Genomic DNA, 23,041 nt, shown 5'->3' with positions numbered 1-23,041 from the left:
TCCTGTCATGCCTCCGGTGCGTCGGCGGGCCGCAGCGAGGCGAATCCATCCGCCGAAGCGGCGTATGCGGCGAGAATACCGGCCACCGCCTGGGAATTGTGGATCATTCCCGCCATGGCACGCCGAACCGCTTCGGACAGGGGAATCCAGGCCACCGGCATGTCGGCCTCCTCGTGCCGGTGGACGAAGTCGAGCTCCCCCTCGGGGATGGGTTCGAGGTCCCTGGCGAGGAAGATGCGGGTCCGCTCGTCGGTCATCCCGGGCGAGGTGAAGGCGTCGACCAGGGTGTGCCAGGTGGCCGCCCGGTAGCCCGCCTCCTCGGCCAGCTCGCGGGCCGCGCCGACGTGCAGGGGCTCGTCCTCGACGTCGCGCAGGCCTGCGGGCAGCTCCCACAGCAGGCGCCGGACGGGGTGGCGGTACTGGCGGATCATCAGGACCCGCCCCCGGTCGTCGAGCGCGACCACGGCCACCGACCCGGGGTGGCGGACGTAGTCGCGGTTGACGACCTCCCCGTCCCGCATCACGACGGCGTCGGTCACCGCCGTGATGACGCGCCCGCGGAAGTGCTCGGCGGAGGAGACGGTCTTCCACTCCTCGGGGACGTCGCGGATCTCCAGGATGTCCCCGCGTCCCTCGGCCCGGGTGCCGGACGCGTTCACTTGCCCCGCCCGGCCTTGACGACGGCGCCGCGCACGTCCGCGTAGGCGAGGGCCGCGCCGATCAGACCCTTGAACAGCGGGTGCGAGCGGGTCGGCCGGGAGCGGAACTCCGGGTGCGCCTGCGTGCCGATGAAGAAGGGGTGGACGTCGGTGGGCAGCTCAGCGTACTCCACCAGGCGGCCGTCGGGCGACAGGCCCGAGAAGACCAGCCCGACCTTCTCCAGCCGGTCGCGGTAGGAGTTGTTGACCTCGTAGCGGTGGCGGTGGCGCTCGTCGACCTTGGCCATGCCGTACAGCTGGCGGGCCAGGGAGCCCTCGGCGAGCTTGGCGGGGTACAGCCCCAGGCGCATGGTGCCGCCCATGTCACGCTCGCCGGAGACGACGTCCTCCTGGTCGGCCATGGTGGAGATGACCGGGTGGGCGGCGCCCGGGTCGAACTCGGTGCTGTCGGCGCCCTCGACGCCCGCCAGGTTGCGGGCGGCCTCGATGACCATGCACTGCATGCCCAGGCAGATGCCGAGCAGCGGGACCTTGTTCTCCCGCGCGTGCCGGACCGCGCCGACCTTGCCCTCGATGCCGCGCACGCCGAAGCCGCCGGGGATGAGCACGCCGTCCACGCCGTCGAGCTCGCGGGCCGCGCCCTCCTGGGTCTCGCAGTCGTCGCTCTTGACCCAGCGGATGTTGACCCGGGCGTCGTTGGCGAAGCCACCGGCGCGCAGCGCCTCGGTGACCGAGAGGTAGGCGTCGGGCAGGTCGATGTACTTGCCGACGAGCGCGATGGTGACCTCCTTGGCCGGGTGGTGCACCCGGCGCAGGAGCTGCTCCCACTCCTTCCAGACCACGTCGCGGAAGGGCAGGCCGAGGCGGCGCACCACGTACGCGTCGAGGCCCTCGGAGTGCAGGACCTTGGGGATGTCGTAGATGCTCGCCGCGTCGACGGCGGAGACCACCGCGTCCTCGTCGACGTCGCACATGAGGCTGATCTTGCGCTTGATCGAGGTGCCGACCGGCCGGTCGGAACGCAGGACGATCGCGTCGGGCTGGATGCCGATGCTGCGCAGCGCGGCGACCGAGTGCTGGGTCGGCTTGGTCTTCAGCTCCCCGCTCGGCCCGATGTACGGCAGCAGGGAGACGTGGAGGAAGAAGACGTTGTCGCGGCCGACCTCGTGACGGACCTGGCGGACGGCCTCCAGGAAGGGCAGCGACTCGATGTCGCCGACCGTGCCGCCGACCTCGGTGATGACCACGTCGACGTCGGGACCGGCCATGGACCGGATCCGGTCCTTGATCTCGTTGGTGATGTGCGGGATGACCTGCACCGTGTCACCGAGGTACTCGCCGCGGCGCTCCTTGGCGATGACGTTGGAGTACACCTGGCCGGTGGTGACGTTGGCGGACCCGTGCAGCTCGGTGTCGAGGAAGCGCTCGTAGTGGCCGACGTCGAGGTCGGTCTCGGCGCCGTCGTCTGTGACGAAGACCTCACCGTGCTGGAACGGGTTCATGGTGCCCGGGTCGACGTTGAGGTACGGGTCGAGCTTCTGCATGGTGACGCGCAGGCCACGCAGCTTGAGAAGGCGCCCGAGGCTCGACGCCGTCAGCCCCTTGCCAAGACTGGAGGCGACGCCGCCGGTGACGAACAGATGTTTGGTGTGTGCGGCGCTGCGCAAGAGGGGCTCCCGTGGTCGTTACAGATCAGTCGGCGCACTCTGATGAATGGCCTGAAGGTCCACGGGCTCTCAGAATATCAAACGGTACCGGCGAAGTGCCCGAACATCCCGGCCCCGCGTGCAGGCGAAACCTGACCTAGCGGTAACTTGGCCGCTATGTCACTTCGTGGTGTGGTACGGCGTGCTGCGGGCGCTCTCGTGCACCGTGTCTGGGAGGCGGTCCGCGCGGCCGGCACCGTCAGCCCCGCCAGCCCCGCCGGATACCGCTTCCGGCGCCTCGGCGAGGGCGCCTGCCTGTCGTTCCCGATCGGGGCCGTCTTCGGCGAGGCCTGGATCGAGATCGGCGACCACACCCTCGTCGGCGAGCGGGTCTCCATCTCCGCCGGCATGGGCCCGGGGGTCGACCTGGGCCCGGACTCGATCGTACGGATCGGCAGGAGCTGCTCGATCGGCCGGGGCAGCCACATCGTGGGCCACCAGTCGATCGACATCGGCGACGACGTCTTCACCGGCCCGTACGTCTACATCACCGACCAGAACCACGTCTACGACGACCCGGAGACGCCGATCGGCCGCCAGTGGCCGCGCAACAACCCCGTGGTGATCGGCTCGGGGTCGTGGCTGGGGACCGGCGCGATCATCCTCCCGGGCACCCGGATCGGCAGGCAGTGCGTGGTCGCGGGCGGGGCGGTGGTGCGCGGGACGTTCCCCGACCACAGCGTGATCGCAGGCATCCCGGCCAAGGTGGTGCGCCGCTACGTACCCGGTGAGGGGTGGCTCCCGCCCCACCTGGGCGGCACCGGTGTGAACGGCGCCGGAGCCGGGCCCGCCGAGCCCAGCGAGCCGGTCGGCACCACCTGAGCCGACCGGGGCCGAGAGCCCGAGACCAGCGGCGAGCCCCGAACCGGCAGCGGGCCCGAGACCCGGCGGCAAACCCGAACCCGGTGGCAAACCCGAACCCAGTGGCGGACCCGAACCCGGTGGCAAGCCCGGGATCGATGACGGGCCCCGGATCGTTGAGGAGGAGGGAACACAACGGAGGTGCGATGCTCGCGGCACTGACAGGGCTGGGGCTCTCCACCGCGGCGGGGCTCAACGCCTACATCCCGCTGCTCGTGGTCGGCCTGCTCGCCAACCTCACCGATCAGGTGCGGCTGCCGCAGGAGTTCGCCTGGCTCGCCGACGGGTGGGTTCTGGGGATCATCGGCGTGCTTCTCCTGGCCGAGTTCGTGCTCGACAAGGTCCCGGTGGTCGACAGCGTCAACGACATGATCCAGACCGTCGTCCGCCCGGCGTCCGGCGGGGTGGTCTTCAGCGCCACCGAGGCCGCGGCCCGGCTCGACGGCTCGGCGTGGATGAGCGACCACCCCTGGGTCGGCTGGGTGCTGGGCATCGGGATCGCGCTGGCCGTGCACCTGATGAAGTCGGCCGCCAGACCGGTGGTGAACGCCACCACGGCCGGGGTGGGCGCACCCGTGGTCAGCACGGTGGAGGACGCGGGATCGCTCGGCATCAGCCTGGTGGCGATCTTCCTGCCGGTCCTGGTCGTCGTGGTGGTGGCGGGACTGGCGCTGTTCGCCTGGCGGGCGACCCGCCGGATGCGCCGGCGGCGCCTGGCCGGACCGAGCCCGTCATGATCTCGGAACCCGTGGCCGGACCGGGCCTGCCGCGCCCCTTCCGACCGGCCGGGCCTGCGACGGCCCACCCGGCCGGGGCCGCGATGATCCTTCCGGCCGTGCCCGCCCCGCTCCCGGAGGCCGTGGCCGGAGAAGTCCCTCGCATCTCAGGGTCATCACGACCGGAGGCCGCCCGGCGCGACCCCCGGGCGTCACGGCCCGGCCGTGCCTCAGCGGCTCCCGCGAGCCGCGGCCGGGTTCCCCGGTGACCGACCCCGGATCGCTCGACGCCCGCGAGTACCTGGGGACGCGGGATATGCTCGAAACACTCCATCCAGCCTGTGCCGGGAGGTGGCTCCGATCGGCGATCTGCTCATCGTCCTGCTGGTGATCCTGCTGTTCTTCCTTCTCCTGGGAGCGGTCGGGCTCTACCTGCTGGTCAAGGTCGGTAAGAAGGCCGCGAAGAAGGCCAGGAAGGTCTCCGGCCGCATCGCCTCCAACGTGGCGGCGATGGGCACCGGCGACGCCGCGGAGACCGAACGGATGCGCCTGGACCTGCGCCGCGAGGTCTCCCTGACCCGTCAGGCCGTGGACGGCGCGCTGCACGACGGGTGGGGTCTGGGCGACCTCCCCCAGCTCGTCGCCGAGATCTCGATGCACGCCGAGCAGTTGGACGCCCAGCTCGCCCGCTACGCCCAGGAGCGGCGCGTGTCGGCCTACGTCGACCACACCGCCCTCAGCCGCCTGCGCGAGCACCACGCCAAGCTGACCACGTCCTGCGCCCGGATCCGGGCCGACCTGCTGAACGACCAGATGGCGCACTCGGGCGGAGGTATCGACGAGATCCAGAGCCGCACCGACCTGGAGATCGAGGCCCGCCGCCGGACCCCCGACCCGCTCGACCAGATCGACGAGCTCTACAACCGCACGATGATCAACCGCGCCCATCCCGACGACCCCCGCTGACCCGCGGGAGGGCGCGGCAGGCCCGCGGATCCCATCACCTGCGGGCCGACTACGGAAAGTGGCAGGATGGATCCATCGAGTGAGATTTCGGAGTGTCACCGAAGGAGGTCCTCCGATGACAGCCGCCTTCCCCGAGTGGTTCTACCCGGGGCCGGCAGGCGGATGGACCGCCGACATGCTCGATCATCTTCCCCCCGACGCGCCCCGGCACGTCGAGCTGATCGACGGGTCACTCATCCTGATGTCTCCGCAGACCGCCCTCCACATGCTCATGCTCAGGCTCTTCGAGCAAGCGCTCACGCCGCCCGACGATCTCATCGTCGTTCGTGAGATGACCGTGACCCTGGGAATTCGGCAACGCCCCCAGCCCGACATCATGGTGGTGGCGAGATCGGCACTGACGAATCTGAAGACGACCTCGTTCAGTCCTGAGGACGTCCACCTCGTGGTCGAGGTGACCTCTCCGGAGTCGGTCGAGCGCGACCGAAGCACCAAACCCATCAAATACTCCGACGCGGGGATCAGATACCTCTGGCGCGTGGAGCAGGAGAACGGCAACCCCGTCGTCTACACCTTCGAGCTGGAACCCGCGGTCAGGGCCTACGTCCCGACGGGCATCCACCGTGGACGGTTGAAGACGGGCATCGGCTTCGAGGTCGACATCGATCTCGACCTCGGCAGGTTCATCGGTTCGTGAGGCCCGATCCGGAGCCGGCGGCGAGGTCGGACCAGAGGTCGGCGAGGTCGGCGTAGGTGGCGCCGGCGTTGATGCGGGCGCGCAGGGCCTGTGCCTGGGCGGTGGTGGGCAGGAGGCCGTCGAGCAGGTTGGGCAGGCCGAGACGCCATCCCAGCAGCGCCTGTGGCGACTGCCGGTGCCCGGCGCGGAGCACCGAGACACCGACCCTGATCGCGTGCTCGTTGCCGGGCGGCACCCCCGGGCGGTCGGTCTCGACGGCCGAGTAGCGGAACCCGTCGGCGAGGTCGCAAGGCGGACAGCCCCGGGGGCCCCGGCCGAGCGGTGCCCCGCAGGCGCCGCAGGCCAGCCGGTCGAGGGCGCCGTCGACGACCCGCCAGTCGTGCCGGTCGGGCTCGTCGGCGACCATCTCGGCGATCGCGGTCTCCTCCTGCGCGGGCAACGCGTCCGTGCCGAACCGCTCGCGCAGGAACCCCCGCCAGCCGTCCTCGACGATCCGGTCGACCAGTTCCGCGCACCGGGCGCACTCCGGCGCCCCGCCGTACTCCCAGCAGCCGCAGGCGGCGCACCGTCGCATGCCGCGACCGTATCCGCCCGGCCCGGCGCCGGGCGAGCCGTTTTCCGGGTGTGCCCCGCCTGCTTCTCCGGTGCCCCCACCTCCCCGGGGTCTTCCCGCGCTCTCCCGCCTGCCCGCCGCGTTTCGCCTGCCCGCGTTCGCCCGCCTCCCGCCTGCCCGCCGCGGTTGACCTCCCCGCGTTCGCCCGCCTCCCACCTGCCCGCGCTCGCCCGCTTCCCGCCTGCCCACCGGCGCGGGGCGCCGGGGAGTCCGGGAGGCGGCGGGTCAGGAGACGCCGGCCTCGCGCATGTCGCGGACCTCCCGCTTGAGCTCCTTGATCTCGTCGCGGAGCCGGGCGGCGACCTCGAACTGGAGGTCGGCGGCGGCCTGGTGCATCTGCTCGGTGAGCGACTCGACCAGCGCCTCCAGCTGGGCCCGGGGCATCTCCCCCGCGATCGCCTTGGCGTGCTGGCCCACCTGCTTGACCGCGAAGCCGGGGACCGGGGCCTTGCCGCGCGACTGCTGACGGCCGCCGCCGCCGAAGAGCTGGGCGGTGTCGGCGTCCTCCCGGGTGAGCGAGTCGAGGATGTCGGCGATCTTCTTGCGGAGCGGCTGCGGATCGATGCCGTTGGCCTCGTTGTAGGCGATCTGCTTGGCCCGGCGGCGGTTGGTCTCGTCGATCGCCCGCTCCATCGAGGGGGTGATCCGGTCGGCGTACATGTGCACCTGGCCGGAGACGTTGCGGGCCGCGCGGCCGATGGTCTGGATCAGGGAGGTCTCCGACCGGAGGAAGCCCTCCTTGTCGGCGTCGAGGATGGCCACCAGCGACACCTCGGGCAGGTCGAGGCCCTCGCGCAGCAGGTTGATGCCGACCAGCACGTCGAACTCGCCCATCCGCAGCTCGCGCAGGAGTTCGATGCGGCGCAGGGTGTCGACCTCGCTGTGCAGGTAGCGCACCCGGATGCCGAGCTCCAGCAGGTAGTCGGTGAGGTCTTCGGCCATCTTCTTGGTCAGCGTGGTGACCAGGACGCGCTCGTCCTTCTCCGCGCGGATGCGGATCTCGTGGACCAGGTCGTCGATCTGCGACTTCGTCGGCTTGACGACCACCTCGGGGTCGACCAGGCCGGTCGGCCGGATGACCTGCTCGACCACCTCGCCCCCGGTGCGGCCCAGCTCGTAGGGGCCCGGGGTGGCCGAGAGGTAGACGGTCTGGCCGATGCGCTCCAGGAACTCCTCCCACTTCAGCGGGCGGTTGTCCATCGCGGAGGGCAGGCGGAAGCCGTGGTCGACGAGCGTGCGCTTGCGGGAGGCGTCGCCCTCGTACATCGCGCCGATCTGCGGGACGGTTTGGTGGGACTCGTCCAGGACCAGCAGGAAATCCTCGGGGAAGTAGTCGAGCAGGGTGTTGGGCGCGCTGCCGGCGGGACGCCCGTCCATGTGACGGGAGTAGTTCTCGACGCCGGAGCAGGTGCCGATCTGGCGCAGCATCTCCAGGTCGTAGGTGGTGCGCATGCGCAGCCGCTGGGCTTCGAGCAGCTTGCCCTGCCGCTCCAGCTTCTCCAGGGTCTCGGCCAGCTCGGTCTCGATGCCCCGGATGGCGTTCTCCATGCGCTCGGGGCCCGCCACGTAGTGGGAGGCGGGGAAGATGTAGAGCTCCTCGTCGTCCGTGATCACCTCGCCGGTCAGCGGGTGCATGGTCGAGAGCCTCTCGATCTCGTCGCCGAACATCTCGATCCGCACGGCGAGCTCTTCGTACTTCGGGATGATCTCGACGGTGTCGCCGCGGACCCGGAAGGTGCCCCGGGTGAAGGCCATGTCGTTACGGGTGTACTGCATGTCGACGAGGCGGCGCAGCAGCCGGTCGCGCTCGATCTCCTGGCCGACGTGGAGCCGGACCATGCGGTCGACGTACTCCTGCGGGGTGCCCAGGCCGTAGATGCACGAGACCGAGGCCACCACGACGGTGTCGCGGCGGGTGAGCAGCGAGTTGGTCGCCGAGTGGCGGAGCCGCTCGACCTCCTCGTTGATCGAGGAATCCTTCTCGATGTAGGTGTCGCTCTGCGGGACGTACGCCTCGGGCTGGTAGTAGTCGTAGTAGGAGACGAAATACTCGACCGCGTTGTTGGGCATCATCTCGCGCAGCTCGTTGGCGAACTGCGCGGCGAGCGTCTTGTTGGGCTGGATGACCAGGGTCGGCCGCTGGAGGCGCTCGATCAGCCAGGCGACCGTCGCGGTCTTGCCCGTGCCCGTGGCGCCCAGCAGGACGTTGTCCTTCTCCCCCGCCTTGACACGCCGCTCCAGCTCGGCGATCGCGGCGGGCTGGTCACCCGAGGGGATCATGTCGGTGACGACCTCGATGGGGGCCACCTTGCGCTGCAAATCAGTTACCGGCCTCACCTGACCCACTGTAGGCGGCGCCACCGACATTCCTTCCCGGAACACCGCCCGGCCCTCCGCCGGAAGGCCGCCCGGGTTTCAACTGCACAACAAGCGAACCGCAAGTAGCACCCGTTTGACTGTCATGCGTGCGAATGCTCACCACGCGTGATATATCGGCCTTTCGACGTGTAGCGATCCCGGAGGTTTGATGTCCCGGCCAAGAGAAGCCGTGCAGACCGCGATGGCTGCGGCCCAGGCGATAGGACAGGGTGCGGACGTGCGGCAGGTCGTCGGACAGGCCGTGGGGCAGTACGCCGGTCAGATCACCGGTCAGTCCTCCGGGGAGAAGGGCTTCGCGCTCAACCCCTCCGACTTCGTCGCCGCCCGCGACCAGGCGGCCTCCCCGGGGACGCTCATCGAGGCGCGCAGCGCGTCGCTCACCGAGGCCGGGGAGATCGTCAACCGCAGCTTCACCGCCAACGGCTCGGGCGGCGAGCCGGTCCACGTCATCTCCCCGGTCGTGATCCCCAAGGGCACCACCGCCCGGATGGTCCTCCCGCTGATCGTGCTGGCGGTGCTCGGCCTGGCCGGGCTCGTCGCCACCGGCCTGCCCGAGGGCGCCCGCGCGCTGTTCGGCCCCCACTACTGGGTGGTGCTCGTGCTGGCCGCGGCGTTCCTGTGGTGGCGCCGGAGCGTGGTCATGGTGCCCGAGGGCTGCAAGGCCCTCATCACCAAGTTCGGCAAGCTCGTGCAGATCGCCGACCCCGGCCGGGTGACGCTGTTCAACCCGTGGAACCGGGTCAGCTACATCGTCAACACCACCCGCGAGTACCCCTTCAACGCGCCCATCGGCGAGGCTCCCACCCAGCAGGGCGTCAAGGCCAGCGTCGACCTGTTCCTGCAGTTCCGGATCGAGGACCCGGCCGAGTTCATCTTCGTGCTCGGCTCGGTCGGCGGCTTCCAGGCCAAGCTGCAGAACGCCATCAGCGAGGTGACCCGCTCCCTCATCTACGCCCAGCGCGCCGAGGAGATCTACGACCTGGTCGGCGAGAGCACCATCGGCATGCTGGACAGCCTCAACCAGCAGTTCCTGCCCGCCGTCCGGCTCACCGACGTCAACATCACCCACGCCGAGCCGTCCAGCCAGGAGTACCGGATGGACCTGGCCGCCCCGGAAATGATCAGGGTCGCCAAGGAGGCGTACACCTACGAGTACGAGCTCCAGCTCCGCAAGGAGCAGAACGAGGGTGACCTGGTCAAGGAGCTGGCCGGTCTCCAGGAGCAGCTGTCCGCCATCCAGGCCGAGATCGCCGGCTACCAGGCCCGGATGGACACCGCGCTGGAGCGCGCGTCCCACCAGGCCAAGGCCCAGGCCAGCCAGCGGCTGGTGGAGGCGGAGTCGACCGCCAAGGCCAACGCGGCGCTGCTGGAGGCGCAGGCGCTGGACATCCGGGCGCTGAGCGCCGCCGAGGCCCCGGAGATCCTCGACTACCGGTTCCAGCAGGACCTGCTCGACAAGCTGGAGGCGGTCGCCGCCCACCTGCCCCGTGTGGTGCAGGTGGGCGAGACCACCGACATCGACCTGCTCGCCCTGGCCCGGCAGCTGGTCGGCAGCCGCGAGACGCAACTGTTCTCCGAGGCGGACATGGCCGCGATCCGGGCACGCGTGATCGAAATCAGCAGCCGTGTCGAGGAGCGTTCCGCCGAGATCGACGCCCTGCTCAACCCGCCCGCCGACGCCGCCGCGCCGGTCGCGCCGGTGCGGGAGGCCCCGGCTCCCCCCGCGCGAGAAGAAGAGGCGTGAGACGGACATGTGTGACGGACGAGGAACGGTGAGCGAGCAGTGAGCAAAGAGTTCTCGAAGATCAAGGAATCCCTGGCCACGTGGTCGGAGATCCGCCAGCTGCTGCGCGGCGGCGAGTCGGGACAGCTCGTCCCGGTCGTGATCCCCAAGGACCGCCGGGGCTTCGCCTGGGTGACGCTGCTGCTCCTGGCGATCTACCTGGCCGGCACCGCGGTGTTCGCCGGGGGGGTGTTCTCACTCCTGGCCGCGGTCGGGGCCGTGTTCTTCCTCGTCACCGCGCTGGTATGGCTCTGGCGCCGGGCGATCATCGAGATCGAGGAGGGCACCACCGGCGTGCGCAGCCGGTGGGGCGCCGTCGTCGGCACCCTGGCCCCCGGCCGCCACTACCTGTGGCTGCCGTGGGACCGGGTGGACGCGGTGGTCGACACCTCCACCGAGATCCCCTACTCGGCGCCGATCGCGGCCTGCCCGACGGCGGAGAACGTCCCGCTCAAGTCGATCGAGTTCTTCCTGAAGTTCCGCATCGTCGACCCGGTGGCTTTCGTCCGCACCATCGGCGCCGGCAACTTCGACCTCGTGCTCAGCAGCGCCGTACAGGACGCCATCCGCCAGCGCAGCCGCCTGGTCCACACCGAGCGCGCCTACGACCTGCGCGGCTCCGACGTGGGCGACATGCAGGAGCTGCTGACCCGCCAGCTCGGCCGGTACGGGGTGCGCATCACCGGCGCCAACATCCCGGACGTGCAGCTGCCCGACCAGTACCAGCAGCACCTGGCCACCCGCGAGAAGGTCGCCAAGGAGCTGTCGGCCTTCGAGCGCGAGTGGGAGCTCACCCGCAAGCGCCGCATCGACACGCTGCTGATGGAGATCGAACGCGCCAAGAAGACGCGCGACGCGCGTATCGTCGAGGTGAGAGCCGCCGCCAACACCGCGCGTAAGGACGTCGCCCGCATGCTGGAGGAGCACGAGACCGAGGCGCAGCGGGTGCGCTGGGAGATCGAGGCCAAGGGCCGGGCCGAGCTCACCGCCGCCGAGAACGAGGCGAAGGGGCTGCGCAGACTGGCCGACTCCTACCGCGACAACCGCGCGGTGCTCCAGTACGAGCTGGCCCGCCGACGGCTCGACGTGGGCGCCAAGCTGGCCGAGAACGCCCCGCGCCCCGTCGTCGTCCGCACCGCCGGTGCCTCCGGCGACACCTCCGCCCTGTCCACCATGCTCCTGGCCCAGATCCTGCCCCAGCTCGCCGGCGGGAACGGCCAGGCCAACTCCTCCGTTCAGTCACACTGACAGTCCTTTTCGAAAAGTCCCTACCTCCTGGGAGTCCCCATGGTGTTCCGCAAGCTGATGGCCGCGTTCGGGGCCGGTGTCGAGGTCGACACGGTCCTGCAGAACTCGCAAGTACGTCCCGGTGAGATGCTGCGGGGACAGGTGAACTTCCGCGGCGGCGGCTCCGACTACAAGGTGGAGGGCATCTTCATCGACTTCACCGCCGTCGTCGAGGTCGAGAGCGGCGACAACGAGTACAAGACGACCTACAGCTTCCTGCGCCAGCAGATCACCGGACCGTTCCACCTCGCCGCGGGCGCCCCCCAGTCGGCCCCCTTCGAGATCCAGGTCCCCTGGGAGACCCCGATCAGCGCCATCGGCGGCTACCCGCTGCGCGGCATGCAGCTCGGCGTCTCCACCGAGCTCGCCCTGGCCGGCGCGCTCGACAAGGGCGACCTCGACCCGCTGTTCGTCAACCCGCTGCCCGCCCAGGACCACCTGCTCGGCGCGCTCGACAACATGGGCTTCCGCTTCAAGAAGGCCGACCTGGAGCGCGGCACCCTGCACGGCTCGCACATGCCGTTCTTCCAGGAGATCGAGTACTACGCCGGCGGCGAGTACCACCGCCACTTCAACGAGCTGGAGCTCACCTTCATCGCCGGACCGCAGGCGATGGACGTCATCCTGGAGGCCGACAAGCGCGGCAGCTTCGGCTCCAGCCACGACACCTACAGCCGTTTCACCGTCCGTTACACCGACCACCCCGGCCAGGTGGAGCAGTCCCTGCGCGCGGGCCTGCAGTCGATGGCCCACAAGCGCGGCTGGTTCTGACCTTTTTCGCGCACGGGTGTGCCCTGGTTATCGGGGCACACCCGTTTTTTGTTTACCAAATGCAGCCATATGACCTGACGCCCCTCACCATGAAAATCCGCGTGACCATGGCAACGGCCGACGCCCTTGAACAACGGAACCCGCCGCCGGGCCCGGTCCCGGTCCGCCGTGACATCCCTCCCGGCAGACCGGGGCACCGGCCCAGAAGTCCTGGGACACGTTCCGGGTTCGCTGGGCAGGTGATCAAAGACTCTGTTTCGTTCCGCCGGGCGGCCGCCGGTGCCGGCCGGTCCGCGGCGGTGCTCGCCCTGGCCGCGGCCCTGACCGTCCCGGCCGGCCCCCTCGGCCTTGCCGGTCCCGCGCAGGCGGCCCCGGTCGTGAAGAACACCGACGTCAACGGCGACGGCTACAACGACCTGGCCGTCGGCGTGCCCACCTTCCCCGGCTACCTGGGAACCCAGCACACCGGCCTGGCCGGCGTGCTGTACGGCGGGCCCGGCGGATTCACCGGGCACCAGACGTTCCGGCCGAAGCCCGGCTGCGCCACCGGGACCATCTCGGGCGCGCCCCGGCCCTGCACCGGGTGGGGCCTGGGACTGGCCGCCTCCGACGTCGACGCCGACGGCCGGACCGACCTCGTCTTCGCCGGCTCCCACGACGTGGAGGCCCGCTCCTGGACCCCGGCGGGGATCACCACGATCGAACGTCGTATCGGCGGCACGCGGCTCTCCGGCGGGTTGATCGTCGGACAGGCCGACGACCAGGCAGGCGTCGACCTCCTCGGCGTACGGGGAAGCGGATGGTCGGTGGGGATCGGCGGGTGGTACAACCGCACCGCGGAGTATGCGATCAACCAGATCCCCGGCAGTACGGTGGCCTTCCGCTCCCAGGACCACGGGGACGTCGACGGCGACGGCAAACTGGAGACGGCGCTGCTCGGCAGCAGGTTCTCCTCCGCCACGGGAGAGCGGGGCTATCTGTGGCTGATCGAGGACCCACAGCGCTCCCCGCTGACCGTCACCGAGCTCGGCTCGCCGGCCACCTGCACCCCGCCCACGCTGACCGCCACGGCCTGCCCGCAGCTCGACTCGGAGGTGGCCGTGGGCGACGTCAACGGCGACGGGCGCCCCGACGTGGTCATGGCCACCCCCGGCACCGGCGCGCTGCAGGTCTGGTACGGATCGGCCTCCGGCCTGTCCGCGCGCCCGAACTTCTCCGCCACCGGCCTGTCCTGGCTGCACCCCGCCACCGAACACAGCCGGAACCTGGCCGTGGGCGACGTCAACGGCGACGGCGCGGCCGAGATCGCCGTCGGCAACCCGCACGCCGCCGTCTCCGGCCAGGACAAGGCCGGCACCGTCGCGCTGATCCCGGGCTCGCCCACCGGCCCGGTCATCTCCGGGGTGCGGATCATCAGTCAGGACGGCATCGCCTCCCCCGGCGCGCCCGCCCCGGCCGCCGACCCGATCGGCGAGCAGTCCTTCGCCGGTGACAACTTCGGCGAGGCCGTCTCGATCCTCGACGTCACCGGCGACGGCAAGGCCGAGGTCATCATCGGCACCCCCGGCAAGTACGAGGGCCGCGGCATGCTCGCGGTCCTGCACGGCACCGCCGACGTCTCCGCCACCATCGCGCAGGTCGTCCGCGGCCTCGACGTCTCCATGGGCACGCCCGGGGGCCGCTTCGGCGCCCACCTGCTGCGCTGACACCGTGGACCCGGCCGACGCGGCCCGGTCACCGACCGACACCCGGCGCGCGTGGAGACACGCACGCCGGGTGCGGCGGGCGGGCCGGGGAAACCCACCTGAGCTCAAAGGCGGTGGAGGCGTGTGGTCGTTGCCCAACCGGGGTGGGTTGGCCGACCTCGCCGTAGCGGGCCCGGACCGGCTGGTACGCACAGCCAAGCGAGGGTCGAAGAAGATCCGGTATCGACCGCGTCCGATCGACGGTTACCCGGCCGGAACCGGCTTGGTCCTCAAAGCCTCTGCAACTCCACGAAACAGAGTTCAGCAGGCGTTCGAACGGCCGAGGACGATGATTCGTTCACCCACCACGCCATCGGTACGCGAGAAAACGCAACCGCACCCGATAAACGAGCTTTCCCGACCACCCGGCCCCCGGCCCGCACGTCATTTTCCCAGTGGTCGATTCTCGCGCTCCCTCTCGGCCGCCAGGAGGCGCGCCATTTCTCCGGGGACGGCCGCGCACAGCACATTGGACAGACCCCTCCTGCGGAGGATCTCCTCGGACAGGCCGTTGCGGCGCACGGCGTAGTAGCCGCCTCCGACGGCCTCGGAGACGAGCCAGTGCCTGCCGTACCGGGTGATCAGGACGGCGATCGTCCCGGGGCCCGGCGCGCCTTCGCCGTCGCCCCGCGCACCGGTCATCGCCGCGCCGAACGAACCGTCTCGGCCACTCCGGGCAGATCGACACAGCCCAGCAGACCGAGCGCGGAAACCGCCTCGGCGCCCATCGGATCACCGCCGTCCCTACGATTGACAGGCGCCGGAAAAACGCCTGCCACAATGGATCCATTAACCGGGAGAATTTCCCATTCAGTGCCTTGGAATCTCCCGGACAAAGGCTTGACCTACAGGGTGCCCGCAGTTAAGCTGACGCCGCCGGAAGCAGCAGACCTGACCGGCCTTGACCTTTCGGGGGGCCGCCCGGAAGAAAAGCTCCCTCAGCGGCGGGAGCGGCGGAACTGCGTCGAGGTCGCCCAGAGCCTTCCCGGAGTCGTCGCCGTACGCGACAGCAAGAACCCCACCGGCCCGGCCCTCGCCTTCACCCCGGGCGAATGGCGCACCTTCCTCGACGCCGTGAAATCGGGCCACTTCGACTGACCCGCAGAACCACTCCCGGCTCTCGGTTCCGGACACACAGCCGGAGATTTCACCTTCCCCGAGGGTCAAACGCACCCGATCGTTCCAGCGGTCGGGTGCCGGTCGCGGCACAGGCTCGTCACTCGCCGCGAGGAGGAACCGCGTCTCTCCGACACGGATCAGCGGGCTCACGAGCCCCAGGCGGCGTCCTCCACGCTCAGGTCGCGACGCGGGCGGTCAGCTCGGCCCAGACCTCGTCCACGCGGGCCTCCAGGTCCTCCAGGGTGCCCTCGTTGGGGACGACGATGTCGGCGACCTTCAGACGCTCCTCGCGGGTCGCCTGGGCGGCGATCCTGGCCCTGGCGTCCTGCTCGCTCATGCCGCGCAGCCCGACCAGGCGGGCCAGGCGCACGTCGCCGGAGGCGTCCACGACGATCACCACGTCGTACATGGGGGCCAGGTTGTTCTCCGCGAGCAGCGGGACGTCGTAGACGACGACGGTCCCGGAGGCGGCCTGAGCCTGGAGTTCGGCGACCCGGGCGCCGACCAGGGGGTGGACGATGGCGTTGAGGGAGGCGAGCTTCTCGGGGTCGGCGAAGACGATGGAGCCCAGCTTCTCCCGGTTGAGCGAGCCGTCCTCGCGAAGCACCTCGGGACCGAAGACGGAGACCACCCGCGCGAGCCCGCCGGTGCCCGGCTCGACCACCTCACGGGCGATCTTGTCGGCGTCGATGACCATGGCGCCCCGGGCGCCCAGCCGCCGCGAGACCTCGCTCTTGCCCGAGCCGATCCCGCCGGTAAGCCCCACCTTCAACATGATCCGCAGCATACGCGGTGCGGCCCGCGCTCCCGAGCCCCGGGCGAGCTTCTTCTCCGGATCGACGCCGGGGGCCTGAGGCCCGCGTGCGGCCTCGCCCGGAGACCCTCGGGCGCCGACCGGTCCCGTGTCTCCCACGCGCCCGCAAGCCGACCACGCCCCCGTGTGAACACGATTGCGCTCCCGGCTCCCCTCACGGGTGAACGGTCCCGCGGTCTCTTACCGGCTCCGGGGCTCCGGACTCGTGTGACCGCTCCCGCGACCTCTCGCCGGACGGTGCTTCCCCGACGTCCTCCCACCGGTGTGAACGCCCCCGAGGGCTCCCCTGCCGGGCGGCGCTCCCTACGGTTCCCGGCGCATGTGGACGAGGGTCAGGTGGTCGCTCATCCGTTCCCGGTGGGTCTCGCGGTAGCCGTGGCGGCAGTAGAGCCGCAGGTTGGCCTCGGACAGGTGCCCGGTGAACAGGTCGAACGCCAGCGCGTCGGCGGCCTCCCGGTGCAGGGCCGCCAGCAGTGCGCCGCCAATGCCCCTGCCCTGCATGTCGGGGGCGACCACCAGACGGCCGACCAGGCAGGTGGTGCCGGCCATCCGGCCGCGGATCGCGCCCACGACTCTCGTCCGTTCCCGGGCCACCAGCACGGTCGTCGCCGTGACGGCCATGCGGACCTGGTCGGCCGACTCCACCAGCGGCGGGATGAACGGGTCCCCGTACAGTTGCGCCTCGCCCACGTAGGCGGCGCGCTGCACGGTCAGGATCTCCCCCGCGTCGCCGGGCTCCGCCCGCTCGATCACCGTCACGAGATCACCTTAAGCCCTCGGCGAACGGCACGGGCCGGTGGCCTCCGGGCCCGTGGGCGTCACCGCCGTACGCCCCCGCCGGGGTCGCGGGCGGCGCAGCCGGAAGATCCTGATGTCCGCTCCCTCCCGGAGGACTCCGCCGCGACGGTCCCCGCCGCTCCTCACCGGTCGGCGTCCGGTGCGTCGTGGGACGCCGGACACGCGGGTCACGCAGTCACGCGGGTACGCGGGTACGCGGGTACGCGGGTACGCGGGTAATGCGGGGCGAAGCCGAATCGGCCGGTGGAATCCCGGGGGACAGGGCATCCGCCCCCGGAGGTGGGTGAGAACGCGGAAAGGGCCCCGCCGGAGCGGGGCCCTTTCCGTGGATCTTTTATCTACCTTTGTTACCGTCTCGCCGGGGTCAGCTCTGGCCGCCCGCGAGCTTCTCGCGCAGGGCCGCGAGAGCCTCGTCGGAGGCGAGGGCGCCGGACGCCGGGGCGGCGGAGCCGCTGGAGCCGGAACCGGTGGACGGGGTCTCACCCGAGTAGGACGTCGGGGCGGCCTCGCCCGCCTCGGCCTCGGCCCGGCGAGCCTCCTCGATCTGCCGCTTGTGGGCCTCGAAGCGGTTCTGGGCCTCGGCGTACTGCCGCTCCCACTCCTCGCGCTGGCGGTCGAAGCCCTCGAGCCACTCGCCGGTCTCGGAGTCGAAGCCCTCGGGGTAGATGTAGTTGCCCGACTCGTCGTAGGTCGCCGCCATGCCGTACAGCGTGGGGTCGAACTCGACGTCGGCGCCGAGAGCGGTCTCGTTCGCCTGCTTGAGCGAGAGCGAGATCCGGCGACGCTCCAGGTCGATGTCGATGATCTTCACGAAGATCTCGTCGCCGACCTGGACGACCTGCTCGGGGATCTCGACGTGGCGCTCGGCCAGCTCGGAGATGTGGACCAGGCCCTCGATGCCCTCCTCGACGCGGACGAACGCACCGAACGGCACCAGCTTGGTGACGCGGCCCGGGACGACCTGCCCGATCTGGTGGGTGCGGGCGAACTGCTGCCAGGGGTCTTCCTGCGTGGCCTTGAGCGACAGGGAGACGCGCTCGCGCTCCATGTCGACGTCGAGGACCTCGACGGTGACTTCCTGGCCGACCTCGACGACCTCGGACGGGTGGTCGATGTGCTTCCAGGACAGCTCGGAGACGTGCACCAGACCGTCGACGCCGCCGAGGTCGACGAACGCGCCGAAGTTGACGATCGAGGAGACGACGCCCTTGCGGACCTGGCCCTTCTGCAGGGTGTTGAGGAACGTCTGGCGAACCTCGGACTGGGTCTGCTCCAGCCAGGCGCGGCGGGAGAGGACGACGTTGTTGCGGTTCTTGTCAAGCTCGATGATCTTCGCCTCGAGCTCGCGGCCCACGTACGGCTGGAGGTCGCGCACGCGCCGCATCTCGACCAGGGAGGCCGGGAGGAAGCCGCGCAGGCCGATGTCGAGGATGAGACCGCCCTTGACGACCTCGATGACGGTGCCGGTGACGATGCCGTCCTCATCCTTGATCTTCTCGATCGTGCCCCAGGCGCGCTCGTACTGGGCGCGCTTCTTGGACAGGATCAGGCGGCCTTCCTTGTCCTCCTTCTGGAGGACGAGGGCCTCGACGTGCTCGCCAACCTCGACGACCTCCGCCGGGTCGACATCGTGCTTGATCGAGAGCTCACGCGAGGGGATGACACCCTCGGTCTTGTAGCCGATGTCGAGCAAAACTTCGTCTCGATCGACCTTGACGACGGTGCCCTCGACGATGTCGCCGTCGTTGAAGTACTTGATGGTCAGGTCGATCGCTGCGAGGAACTCTTCCTCAGAGCCGATGTCGTTGACCGCTACCTGCGGGGTGCTCGAGGTGGCCTCAGTGCTGCTCGTCATGTGTGGAGTTGCTCCGAACGCGGACAGATGTCGATGTGGCGAACGCGCGGCAGGCCTCTTACCGTTCAGCCGAAGGGATTGGCATCGGCGTGATCGAGCGCGAGCCCACTCCGTCCGAGACACGCGCGAGCCCACAACGCAGCGATCAGCATATGAGACCAGACGGGTGTGGTCAATCCGACGAGACTACGCGTCCGCAGACCAGGGGAATGACGATCTCGCTCAGTAAGCGTTGATCTGACGCCTCCGGTCGGATCTGATATTACCCCGAAGCCCGCGTGGTATGGAGATGCGTTCGGGATCGCCGTCGGCCGTGTACCGCTGGCGGGGGTGCTTGTCGAGCCATTCGAGCCAGTACTGCGAGCACCACCTGCGGCACTCGCCCTTCTTGCCGTTGCTCTGGATGCGCTGGATGGAGCGCCGGTCGAAACCCTTGACGAACGGCGAGACCGACGGCTCCGCCCCGGCCAGGAAGACGCCCTTGAACGCGAAGGAACTCCCGCCCCACTTGCCGGCCTGCACGGTGGACCGCTTGCGCGGCATCGCGCCGAACGGCAGCGCGAGGGTCTCGGAGGCCGGGCCGCCGAGCTTGTCGAGCAGCCGCTCGATCCGGACGATCTGCTCGGCGATCTTCTGCTTCGGCAGCCCGGGCAGGTAGGGGTGGCTCCAGGTGTGGTTGGCCACCTCGAAGCCCCGCGCGGTCAGCCACCGCACCGCCCGGGCCTGGTCCTGCGGGTTCTGCAGGCCGAACGGCTGGCGGTTGACCCAGAAGGTCGCCACCGGCCGGAAGTCCGGATACTTCTTGGCGACCTGGTAGATGATGCCGACCGCGGTGTCCTTGACCGGCATGCCGTCGGCCCCCAGCGCGAAGTGGCTGTGGTGGCCGTCGTCGAAGGTCAGCACCACCGGGTGCTTGCCCGCCGGGATGTCGATCTTCCCGGTGACGAACTCCCGCGCGGTGATCGGCACGTAGCCGTCCCTGGCGAGCTTCTCCATCTCCTTGCGTACCTGGGCCGGCGTGCGGTCGATCGACGCCAGTCGCTTCTTCATGATCCGGTGGTACATCAGGATCGGGACCATCCCCGCCTCGTTGGCCTCCACCTGCCGGGCGAACTCCGGCGAGGCGGTGACCGGCGGCGGTAACTCGGCCGAGGGCAGGGCGGGCGTCGGCGAGGGCGACGAGGACGACGGCGGCGGGCTGCCGGTCACCTTGCCGGCCATGGGCCGGCCGGAGGACGAGGGCGCGGTGGGGAGCACCAGGAGCACCACCACCGCCGTCGCGACGACCACCACATTGGCGAGCATGATGATCCGCGTGAGGGGGATTGGACTCCGCACAAAACTCCCGTGCCCGTCGAGCTTTCCGATGCCTCACAAGCCTAGAACAGACTTGGACAGCCCCGGGCAATCCCTCAGTGCCCGGCGTCCTCCCAGGTGCGGCCGACGCCCACCGAGACCTCCAGCGGGACGCGCAGCGAGTAGGCCGCGTTCATCCGGCCGACGACCAGCTCGCGCAGGGTCTCCAGCTCGCCGGCGGCGACCTCGAACACGAGCTCGTCGTGGACCTGCAGGAGCATCCGGGAGCCGAGCGAGGCCTCCTTCAGCGCGTCGCGCACGTTGAGCATGGCGACCTTGATGATGTCGGCCGCCGAGCCCTGGATGGGGGCGTTGAGCGCCATCCGCTCGGCGATCTCCCGGCGCTGGCGGTTGTCGCTGTTGAGGTCGGGCAGGTAGCGGCGCCGGCCCAGGATGGTCTCGGTGTAGCCGTCGTTCCTGGCCCGCGCGACGATCGCGTGGAGGAAGTCGCGGACGCCGCCGAACTCCTGGAAGTACTCCTCCTTCAGCGCCCCGGCCTCGGCGACCGGGATGCCGAGCTGGGCCGCCAGGCCGTAGTCGGACAGGCCGTAGGCCAGGCCGTAGTTCATCGCCTTGATCTTGGCCCGCATCTCCCCGGTGACCTGCTCGGGCTCGATGTCGAAGACCCGCGCCGCGGTGGCCTTGTGGAAGTCGTGGCCGGACTCGAAGGCCGCGATCAGCGACTCGTCGCCGGACAGGTGCGCCATGATGCGCAGCTCGATCTGGCTGTAGTCGGCCGTCAGCAGGGTCTCGAAGGCCCCGCCGGGACCGCCTGCGCCGACCACGAAGCCCTGCCGGATGCGGCGGCCCTCGGCGGTGCGGATCGGGATGTTCTGCAGGTTCGGCTTCTCCGAGCTGAGCCGCCCGGTGGCCGCCACCGTCTGGTTGAACGTGGTGTGGATGCGGCCGTCGTCGGCGATCTCCTTGATCAGGCCCTCGACCGTGACCTTCAGCTTGGCCTGGTCGCGGTGCCTGAGCATGATCGTCGGAAGCTCGTGCTCGGTCTGGGCGGCCAGCCAGGCCAGCGCCTCGGCGTCGGTGGTGTAGCCGGTCTTGGTCCTCTTGGTCTTGGGCAGGTTGAGCTTGACGAAGAGGATCTCCTGCAGCTGCTTGGGCGAGCCCAGGTTGAACTGCTCGCCCACCGACGCGTGCGCCGCCTCGACGGCCTGCTTGACCGCGGCGCCGAACTCGGCCTCCAGGCCGCCGAGGTATTCGCGGTCGGCGGCGATGCCGGCCCGCTCCATCTCGGCCAGCACGGTGACGAGCGGCAGCTCCACGTCGCGCAGCAGGCGGGTGCCGCCGCGCGGCTCCAGGAACGCCTCCAGCGCGTCGGCGAGCTCGGCCACGGCCAGTGCCCGCAGGCCCAGCTCGCGGGCCGCGTCGTCGTTCTCGTCCTCGAAGAGGCTGGTCTGGCCGCCGGTCTCGGCCTCGGTGCGCAGCTCGCGGCCGAGGTAGACCCGGGCGAGCTCCTCCAGCGGGAAGGCGCGCTGCCCGGGCATCGCCAGGTAGGCCGCCAGCGCCGTGTCACAGGTGAGGCCGCACAGCTCCATGCCGTGCGCCCACAGGGCCAGCATCGGGCCCTTGGCGTCGTGCACCGCCTTGGGCCTGGCCGGGTCGGCCAGCCACCCGCGCAGGGCCGCCTCGTCGGCCTCGGTCAGCGCGGTGGGGTCGATGAACGCGGCGGCCCGGGACGTCCCGGCTCCCCCGGCGGGCGCGGCGACGGCGATGCTGTCGAGGCGGCCGGTGCCCTTGGCGTACTCGCCCTTGAAGGCCAGGCCGGCGCGGCCCGCGGGCAGCGCCCGCAGCCAGGGCGCCACCTCGCCGGGGCCGAGGACGGCCACCTCGACCTCGAAGCCCTCGTCGCTCTCGGTCTCCGGCGAGCCGACGACCTTGAACAGCCGGTCGCGGATCTCGCCGCGGAATTCCAGCGTGTCGAGGATCTTGTTGATCTCGTCGCGGTCGGCGGGGCCGACCGTCAGCGCGGAGACCTCCTGCTCCAGCGGGACGTCGCGGATCAGCTGGGTCAGGCGGCGGTTCATGAGCACCTGGTCGAGGTGGTCGCGGAGCTTCTCGCCGACCTTGCCCTTGACCTCGTCGACCCGGTTGACCAGCTCCTCCAGCGAGCCGAACTCGCGGATCCACTTGGCGGCGGTCTTCTCCCCCACGCCGGGGATGTTCTTGAGGTTGTCGCTGGAGTCGCCGCGGATGGCGGCGAAGTCGGGATACTGCGCCGGGGTGAGCTCGTACTTCTCCATGACGGCCTCGGGCGTGAAGCGGGTCATGTTGCTGATCCCGACGCGGGTCATCAGCACGGTGACGCGCTCGTCGACCAGCTGGAGCGCGTCGCGGTCGCCGGTGACGACCAGCACGTTCATGCCCTGCGCGGCGGCCCGCGTGGCGAGGGTGGCGATCAGGTCGTCGGCCTCGTAGCCCGGCAGCGACAGGTGCGGCACGCGCAGGGCGTCGAGCATCTCGTGGACAAGGCTCATCTGGCTGCGGAAGCTGTCGGGGCTCGCGCTGCGGTTCGCCTTGTACTCGGCGTACTCCTCGTGGCGGAACGTGGGCTCCGAGCGGTCGAAGCAGACCGCCACGTGGGTCGGCCGCTCGTCGCGGAGCACGTTGACCAGCATCGAGGTGAAGCCGTAGACGGCGTTGGTCTTCTGGCCCGTCGTCGTGGAGAAGTTCTCCTCGGGCAGCGCGTAGAACGCCCGATAAGCCAGTGAGTGCCCATCGAGCAGCAGGAGGCACGGGCGGTCGGGGGTCACTTCACTCTTCGGCACAACGGAAGCCTAGTCTCCTGGTGCGACAGAAAACCGTCCCTCGCATGACAGGAGGCATCCCCTTGACCATGGCAGACCCCGACGAGGCCGCCGCCCGTTTCGAAGAGCTGATCGGCGCCGCCCACCGGAACACGCT

The 23,041-nt window shown here is 70.3% G+C and carries 19 protein-coding genes; 9 read left to right on the top strand and 10 right to left on the bottom strand.

Going from position 1 to position 23,041, the window contains the following annotated elements; all coding sequences use genetic code 11:
• Positions 1-5: 5 nt before the first annotated feature.
• Together ABD841_RS02260 and pyrG are read right to left on the bottom strand one after the other, a co-directional pair.
• Positions 6-659 (bottom strand): NUDIX domain-containing protein, encoded by a 654-nt coding sequence (locus ABD841_RS02260; protein ID WP_344967264.1) that lies wholly within the window; start codon positions 657-659, stop codon positions 6-8.
• Complete coding sequence (gene pyrG / locus ABD841_RS02255; RefSeq protein WP_344967262.1) at positions 656-2,326, bottom strand: CTP synthase; 1,671 nt, start codon at positions 2,324-2,326, stop codon at positions 656-658. The genes ABD841_RS02260 and pyrG overlap by 4 nt, the downstream gene beginning before the upstream one ends.
• Before the next feature lie 156 nt (positions 2,327-2,482).
• Between pyrG and ABD841_RS02250 the strand changes: the two genes are divergently transcribed.
• From ABD841_RS02250 to ABD841_RS02235, 4 genes are all read left to right on the top strand, one after another.
• A complete protein-coding gene (locus tag ABD841_RS02250) occupies positions 2,483-3,187 on the top strand; it encodes an acyltransferase (RefSeq protein ID WP_344967259.1) in 705 nt (234 codons plus the stop codon).
• A gap of 185 nt (positions 3,188-3,372) precedes the next feature.
• The gene (locus ABD841_RS02245; protein ID WP_344967257.1) at positions 3,373-3,963 is read left to right on the top strand and encodes a DUF4126 domain-containing protein; all 591 of its coding nucleotides are present in this window, start codon (positions 3,373-3,375) and stop codon (positions 3,961-3,963) included.
• A 330-nt stretch (positions 3,964-4,293) separates the two neighbouring features.
• Complete coding sequence (locus ABD841_RS02240; RefSeq protein WP_344967255.1) at positions 4,294-4,908, top strand: hypothetical protein; 615 nt, start codon at positions 4,294-4,296, stop codon at positions 4,906-4,908.
• Positions 4,909-5,023: 115 nt separating this feature from the next.
• Positions 5,024-5,605, top strand: a complete 582-nt coding sequence (locus ABD841_RS02235) for a Uma2 family endonuclease (protein WP_344967253.1) — start codon at positions 5,024-5,026, stop codon at positions 5,603-5,605.
• Here the strand turns inward: ABD841_RS02235 and ABD841_RS02230 are convergent.
• On the bottom strand, positions 5,592-6,179 hold the full coding sequence (locus tag ABD841_RS02230) for a hypothetical protein (RefSeq protein WP_344967251.1): 588 nt from the start codon (positions 6,177-6,179) through the stop codon (positions 5,592-5,594). The two genes, ABD841_RS02235 and ABD841_RS02230, sit on opposite strands and share 14 nt — an antisense overlap.
• A 264-nt stretch (positions 6,180-6,443) precedes the next feature.
• Positions 6,444-8,555 carry an excinuclease ABC subunit UvrB gene (gene uvrB, locus ABD841_RS02225; RefSeq protein WP_344967249.1) on the bottom strand — a complete coding sequence of 704 codons (2,112 nt, stop codon included), beginning with the start codon at positions 8,553-8,555 and terminating at the stop codon, positions 6,444-6,446.
• 190 nt (positions 8,556-8,745) lie between these two features.
• Here uvrB and ABD841_RS02220 point away from each other — a divergent pair, with 190 nt between their 5' ends.
• From ABD841_RS02220 to ABD841_RS02205, 4 genes are all read left to right on the top strand, one after another.
• The gene (locus tag ABD841_RS02220; protein WP_344967247.1) at positions 8,746-10,341 is read left to right on the top strand and encodes an SPFH domain-containing protein; all 1,596 of its coding nucleotides are present in this window, start codon (positions 8,746-8,748) and stop codon (positions 10,339-10,341) included.
• A 39-nt stretch (positions 10,342-10,380) separates the two neighbouring features.
• Entirely contained in the window at positions 10,381-11,628 is a 1,248-nt protein-coding gene (locus ABD841_RS02215; RefSeq protein WP_344967244.1) for an SPFH domain-containing protein, read from the top strand.
• Between the two features lie 39 nt (positions 11,629-11,667).
• Positions 11,668-12,438, top strand: coding sequence for a sporulation protein (locus ABD841_RS02210; protein WP_344967241.1), 771 nt, complete (start codon positions 11,668-11,670; stop codon positions 12,436-12,438).
• Between the two features lie 239 nt (positions 12,439-12,677).
• Positions 12,678-14,144, top strand: coding sequence for an FG-GAP and VCBS repeat-containing protein (locus tag ABD841_RS02205; RefSeq protein WP_344967239.1), 1,467 nt, complete (start codon positions 12,678-12,680; stop codon positions 14,142-14,144).
• 423 nt (positions 14,145-14,567) lie between these two features.
• On the opposite strand, the gene ABD841_RS02200 is transcribed toward ABD841_RS02205, so the two are convergent.
• On the bottom strand, positions 14,568-14,825 hold the full coding sequence (locus tag ABD841_RS02200; protein ID WP_344967237.1) for a hypothetical protein: 258 nt from the start codon (positions 14,823-14,825) through the stop codon (positions 14,568-14,570).
• 198 nt (positions 14,826-15,023) lie between these two features.
• Between ABD841_RS02200 and ABD841_RS02195 the strand changes: the two genes are divergently transcribed.
• Complete coding sequence (locus tag ABD841_RS02195) at positions 15,024-15,281, top strand: DUF397 domain-containing protein (RefSeq protein ID WP_344967235.1); 258 nt, start codon at positions 15,024-15,026, stop codon at positions 15,279-15,281.
• Between the two features lie 196 nt (positions 15,282-15,477).
• On the opposite strand, the gene coaE is transcribed toward ABD841_RS02195, so the two are convergent.
• The 5 genes from coaE to polA form a co-directional block, all read right to left on the bottom strand.
• Positions 15,478-16,077, bottom strand: coding sequence for a dephospho-CoA kinase (gene coaE, locus ABD841_RS02190; protein ID WP_344967233.1), 600 nt, complete (start codon positions 16,075-16,077; stop codon positions 15,478-15,480).
• Between the two features lie 342 nt (positions 16,078-16,419).
• Positions 16,420-16,875: a GNAT family N-acetyltransferase gene (locus ABD841_RS02185; RefSeq protein ID WP_344967231.1), complete on the bottom strand. Its 456-nt coding sequence runs from the start codon at positions 16,873-16,875 to the stop codon at positions 16,420-16,422.
• A 403-nt stretch (positions 16,876-17,278) separates the two neighbouring features.
• Positions 17,279-18,769 (bottom strand): 30S ribosomal protein S1, encoded by a 1,491-nt coding sequence (rpsA, locus tag ABD841_RS02180; RefSeq protein ID WP_344967229.1) that lies wholly within the window; start codon positions 18,767-18,769, stop codon positions 17,279-17,281.
• Between the two features lie 222 nt (positions 18,770-18,991).
• The gene (locus ABD841_RS02175) at positions 18,992-20,074 is read right to left on the bottom strand and encodes a polysaccharide deacetylase family protein (RefSeq protein WP_344967227.1); all 1,083 of its coding nucleotides are present in this window, start codon (positions 20,072-20,074) and stop codon (positions 18,992-18,994) included.
• 107 nt (positions 20,075-20,181) lie between these two features.
• Positions 20,182-22,905 carry a DNA polymerase I gene (gene polA / locus ABD841_RS02170; RefSeq protein WP_344967225.1) on the bottom strand — a complete coding sequence of 908 codons (2,724 nt, stop codon included), beginning with the start codon at positions 22,903-22,905 and terminating at the stop codon, positions 20,182-20,184.
• Positions 22,906-23,041 lie beyond the last annotated feature (136 nt).

The organism is Streptosporangium fragile (assembly GCF_039534445.1).
GTDB classification, from domain to species: domain Bacteria; phylum Actinomycetota; class Actinomycetes; order Streptosporangiales; family Streptosporangiaceae; genus Streptosporangium; species Streptosporangium fragile.
This window is presented reverse-complemented; position numbering and strand designations above follow the sequence as displayed.

What these genes read in the sequence shown, in the direction of transcription:
- ABD841_RS02250 (WP_344967259.1), top strand. Translation starts at nt 2,483, where the DNA reads ATGTCACTTCGTGGTGTGGTACGGCGTGCTGCGGGCGCTCTCGTGCAC.
- ABD841_RS02245 (WP_344967257.1), top strand. Translation starts at nt 3,373, where the DNA reads ATGCTCGCGGCACTGACAGGGCTGGGGCTCTCCACCGCGGCGGGGCTC.
- ABD841_RS02235 (WP_344967253.1), top strand. Translation starts at nt 5,024, where the DNA reads ATGACAGCCGCCTTCCCCGAGTGGTTCTACCCGGGGCCGGCAGGCGGA.
- ABD841_RS02230 (WP_344967251.1), bottom strand. Translation starts at nt 6,179, where the DNA reads ATGCGACGGTGCGCCGCCTGCGGCTGCTGGGAGTACGGCGGGGCGCCG.
- ABD841_RS02220 (WP_344967247.1), top strand. Translation starts at nt 8,746, where the DNA reads ATGTCCCGGCCAAGAGAAGCCGTGCAGACCGCGATGGCTGCGGCCCAG.
- ABD841_RS02210 (WP_344967241.1), top strand. Translation starts at nt 11,668, where the DNA reads ATGGTGTTCCGCAAGCTGATGGCCGCGTTCGGGGCCGGTGTCGAGGTC.
- ABD841_RS02200 (WP_344967237.1), bottom strand. Translation starts at nt 14,825, where the DNA reads ATGACCGGTGCGCGGGGCGACGGCGAAGGCGCGCCGGGCCCCGGGACG.
- coaE (WP_344967233.1), bottom strand. Translation starts at nt 16,077, where the DNA reads ATGTTGAAGGTGGGGCTTACCGGCGGGATCGGCTCGGGCAAGAGCGAG.
- rpsA (WP_344967229.1), bottom strand. Translation starts at nt 18,769, where the DNA reads ATGACGAGCAGCACTGAGGCCACCTCGAGCACCCCGCAGGTAGCGGTC.
- ABD841_RS02175 (WP_344967227.1), bottom strand. Translation starts at nt 20,074, where the DNA reads ATGCTCGCCAATGTGGTGGTCGTCGCGACGGCGGTGGTGGTGCTCCTG.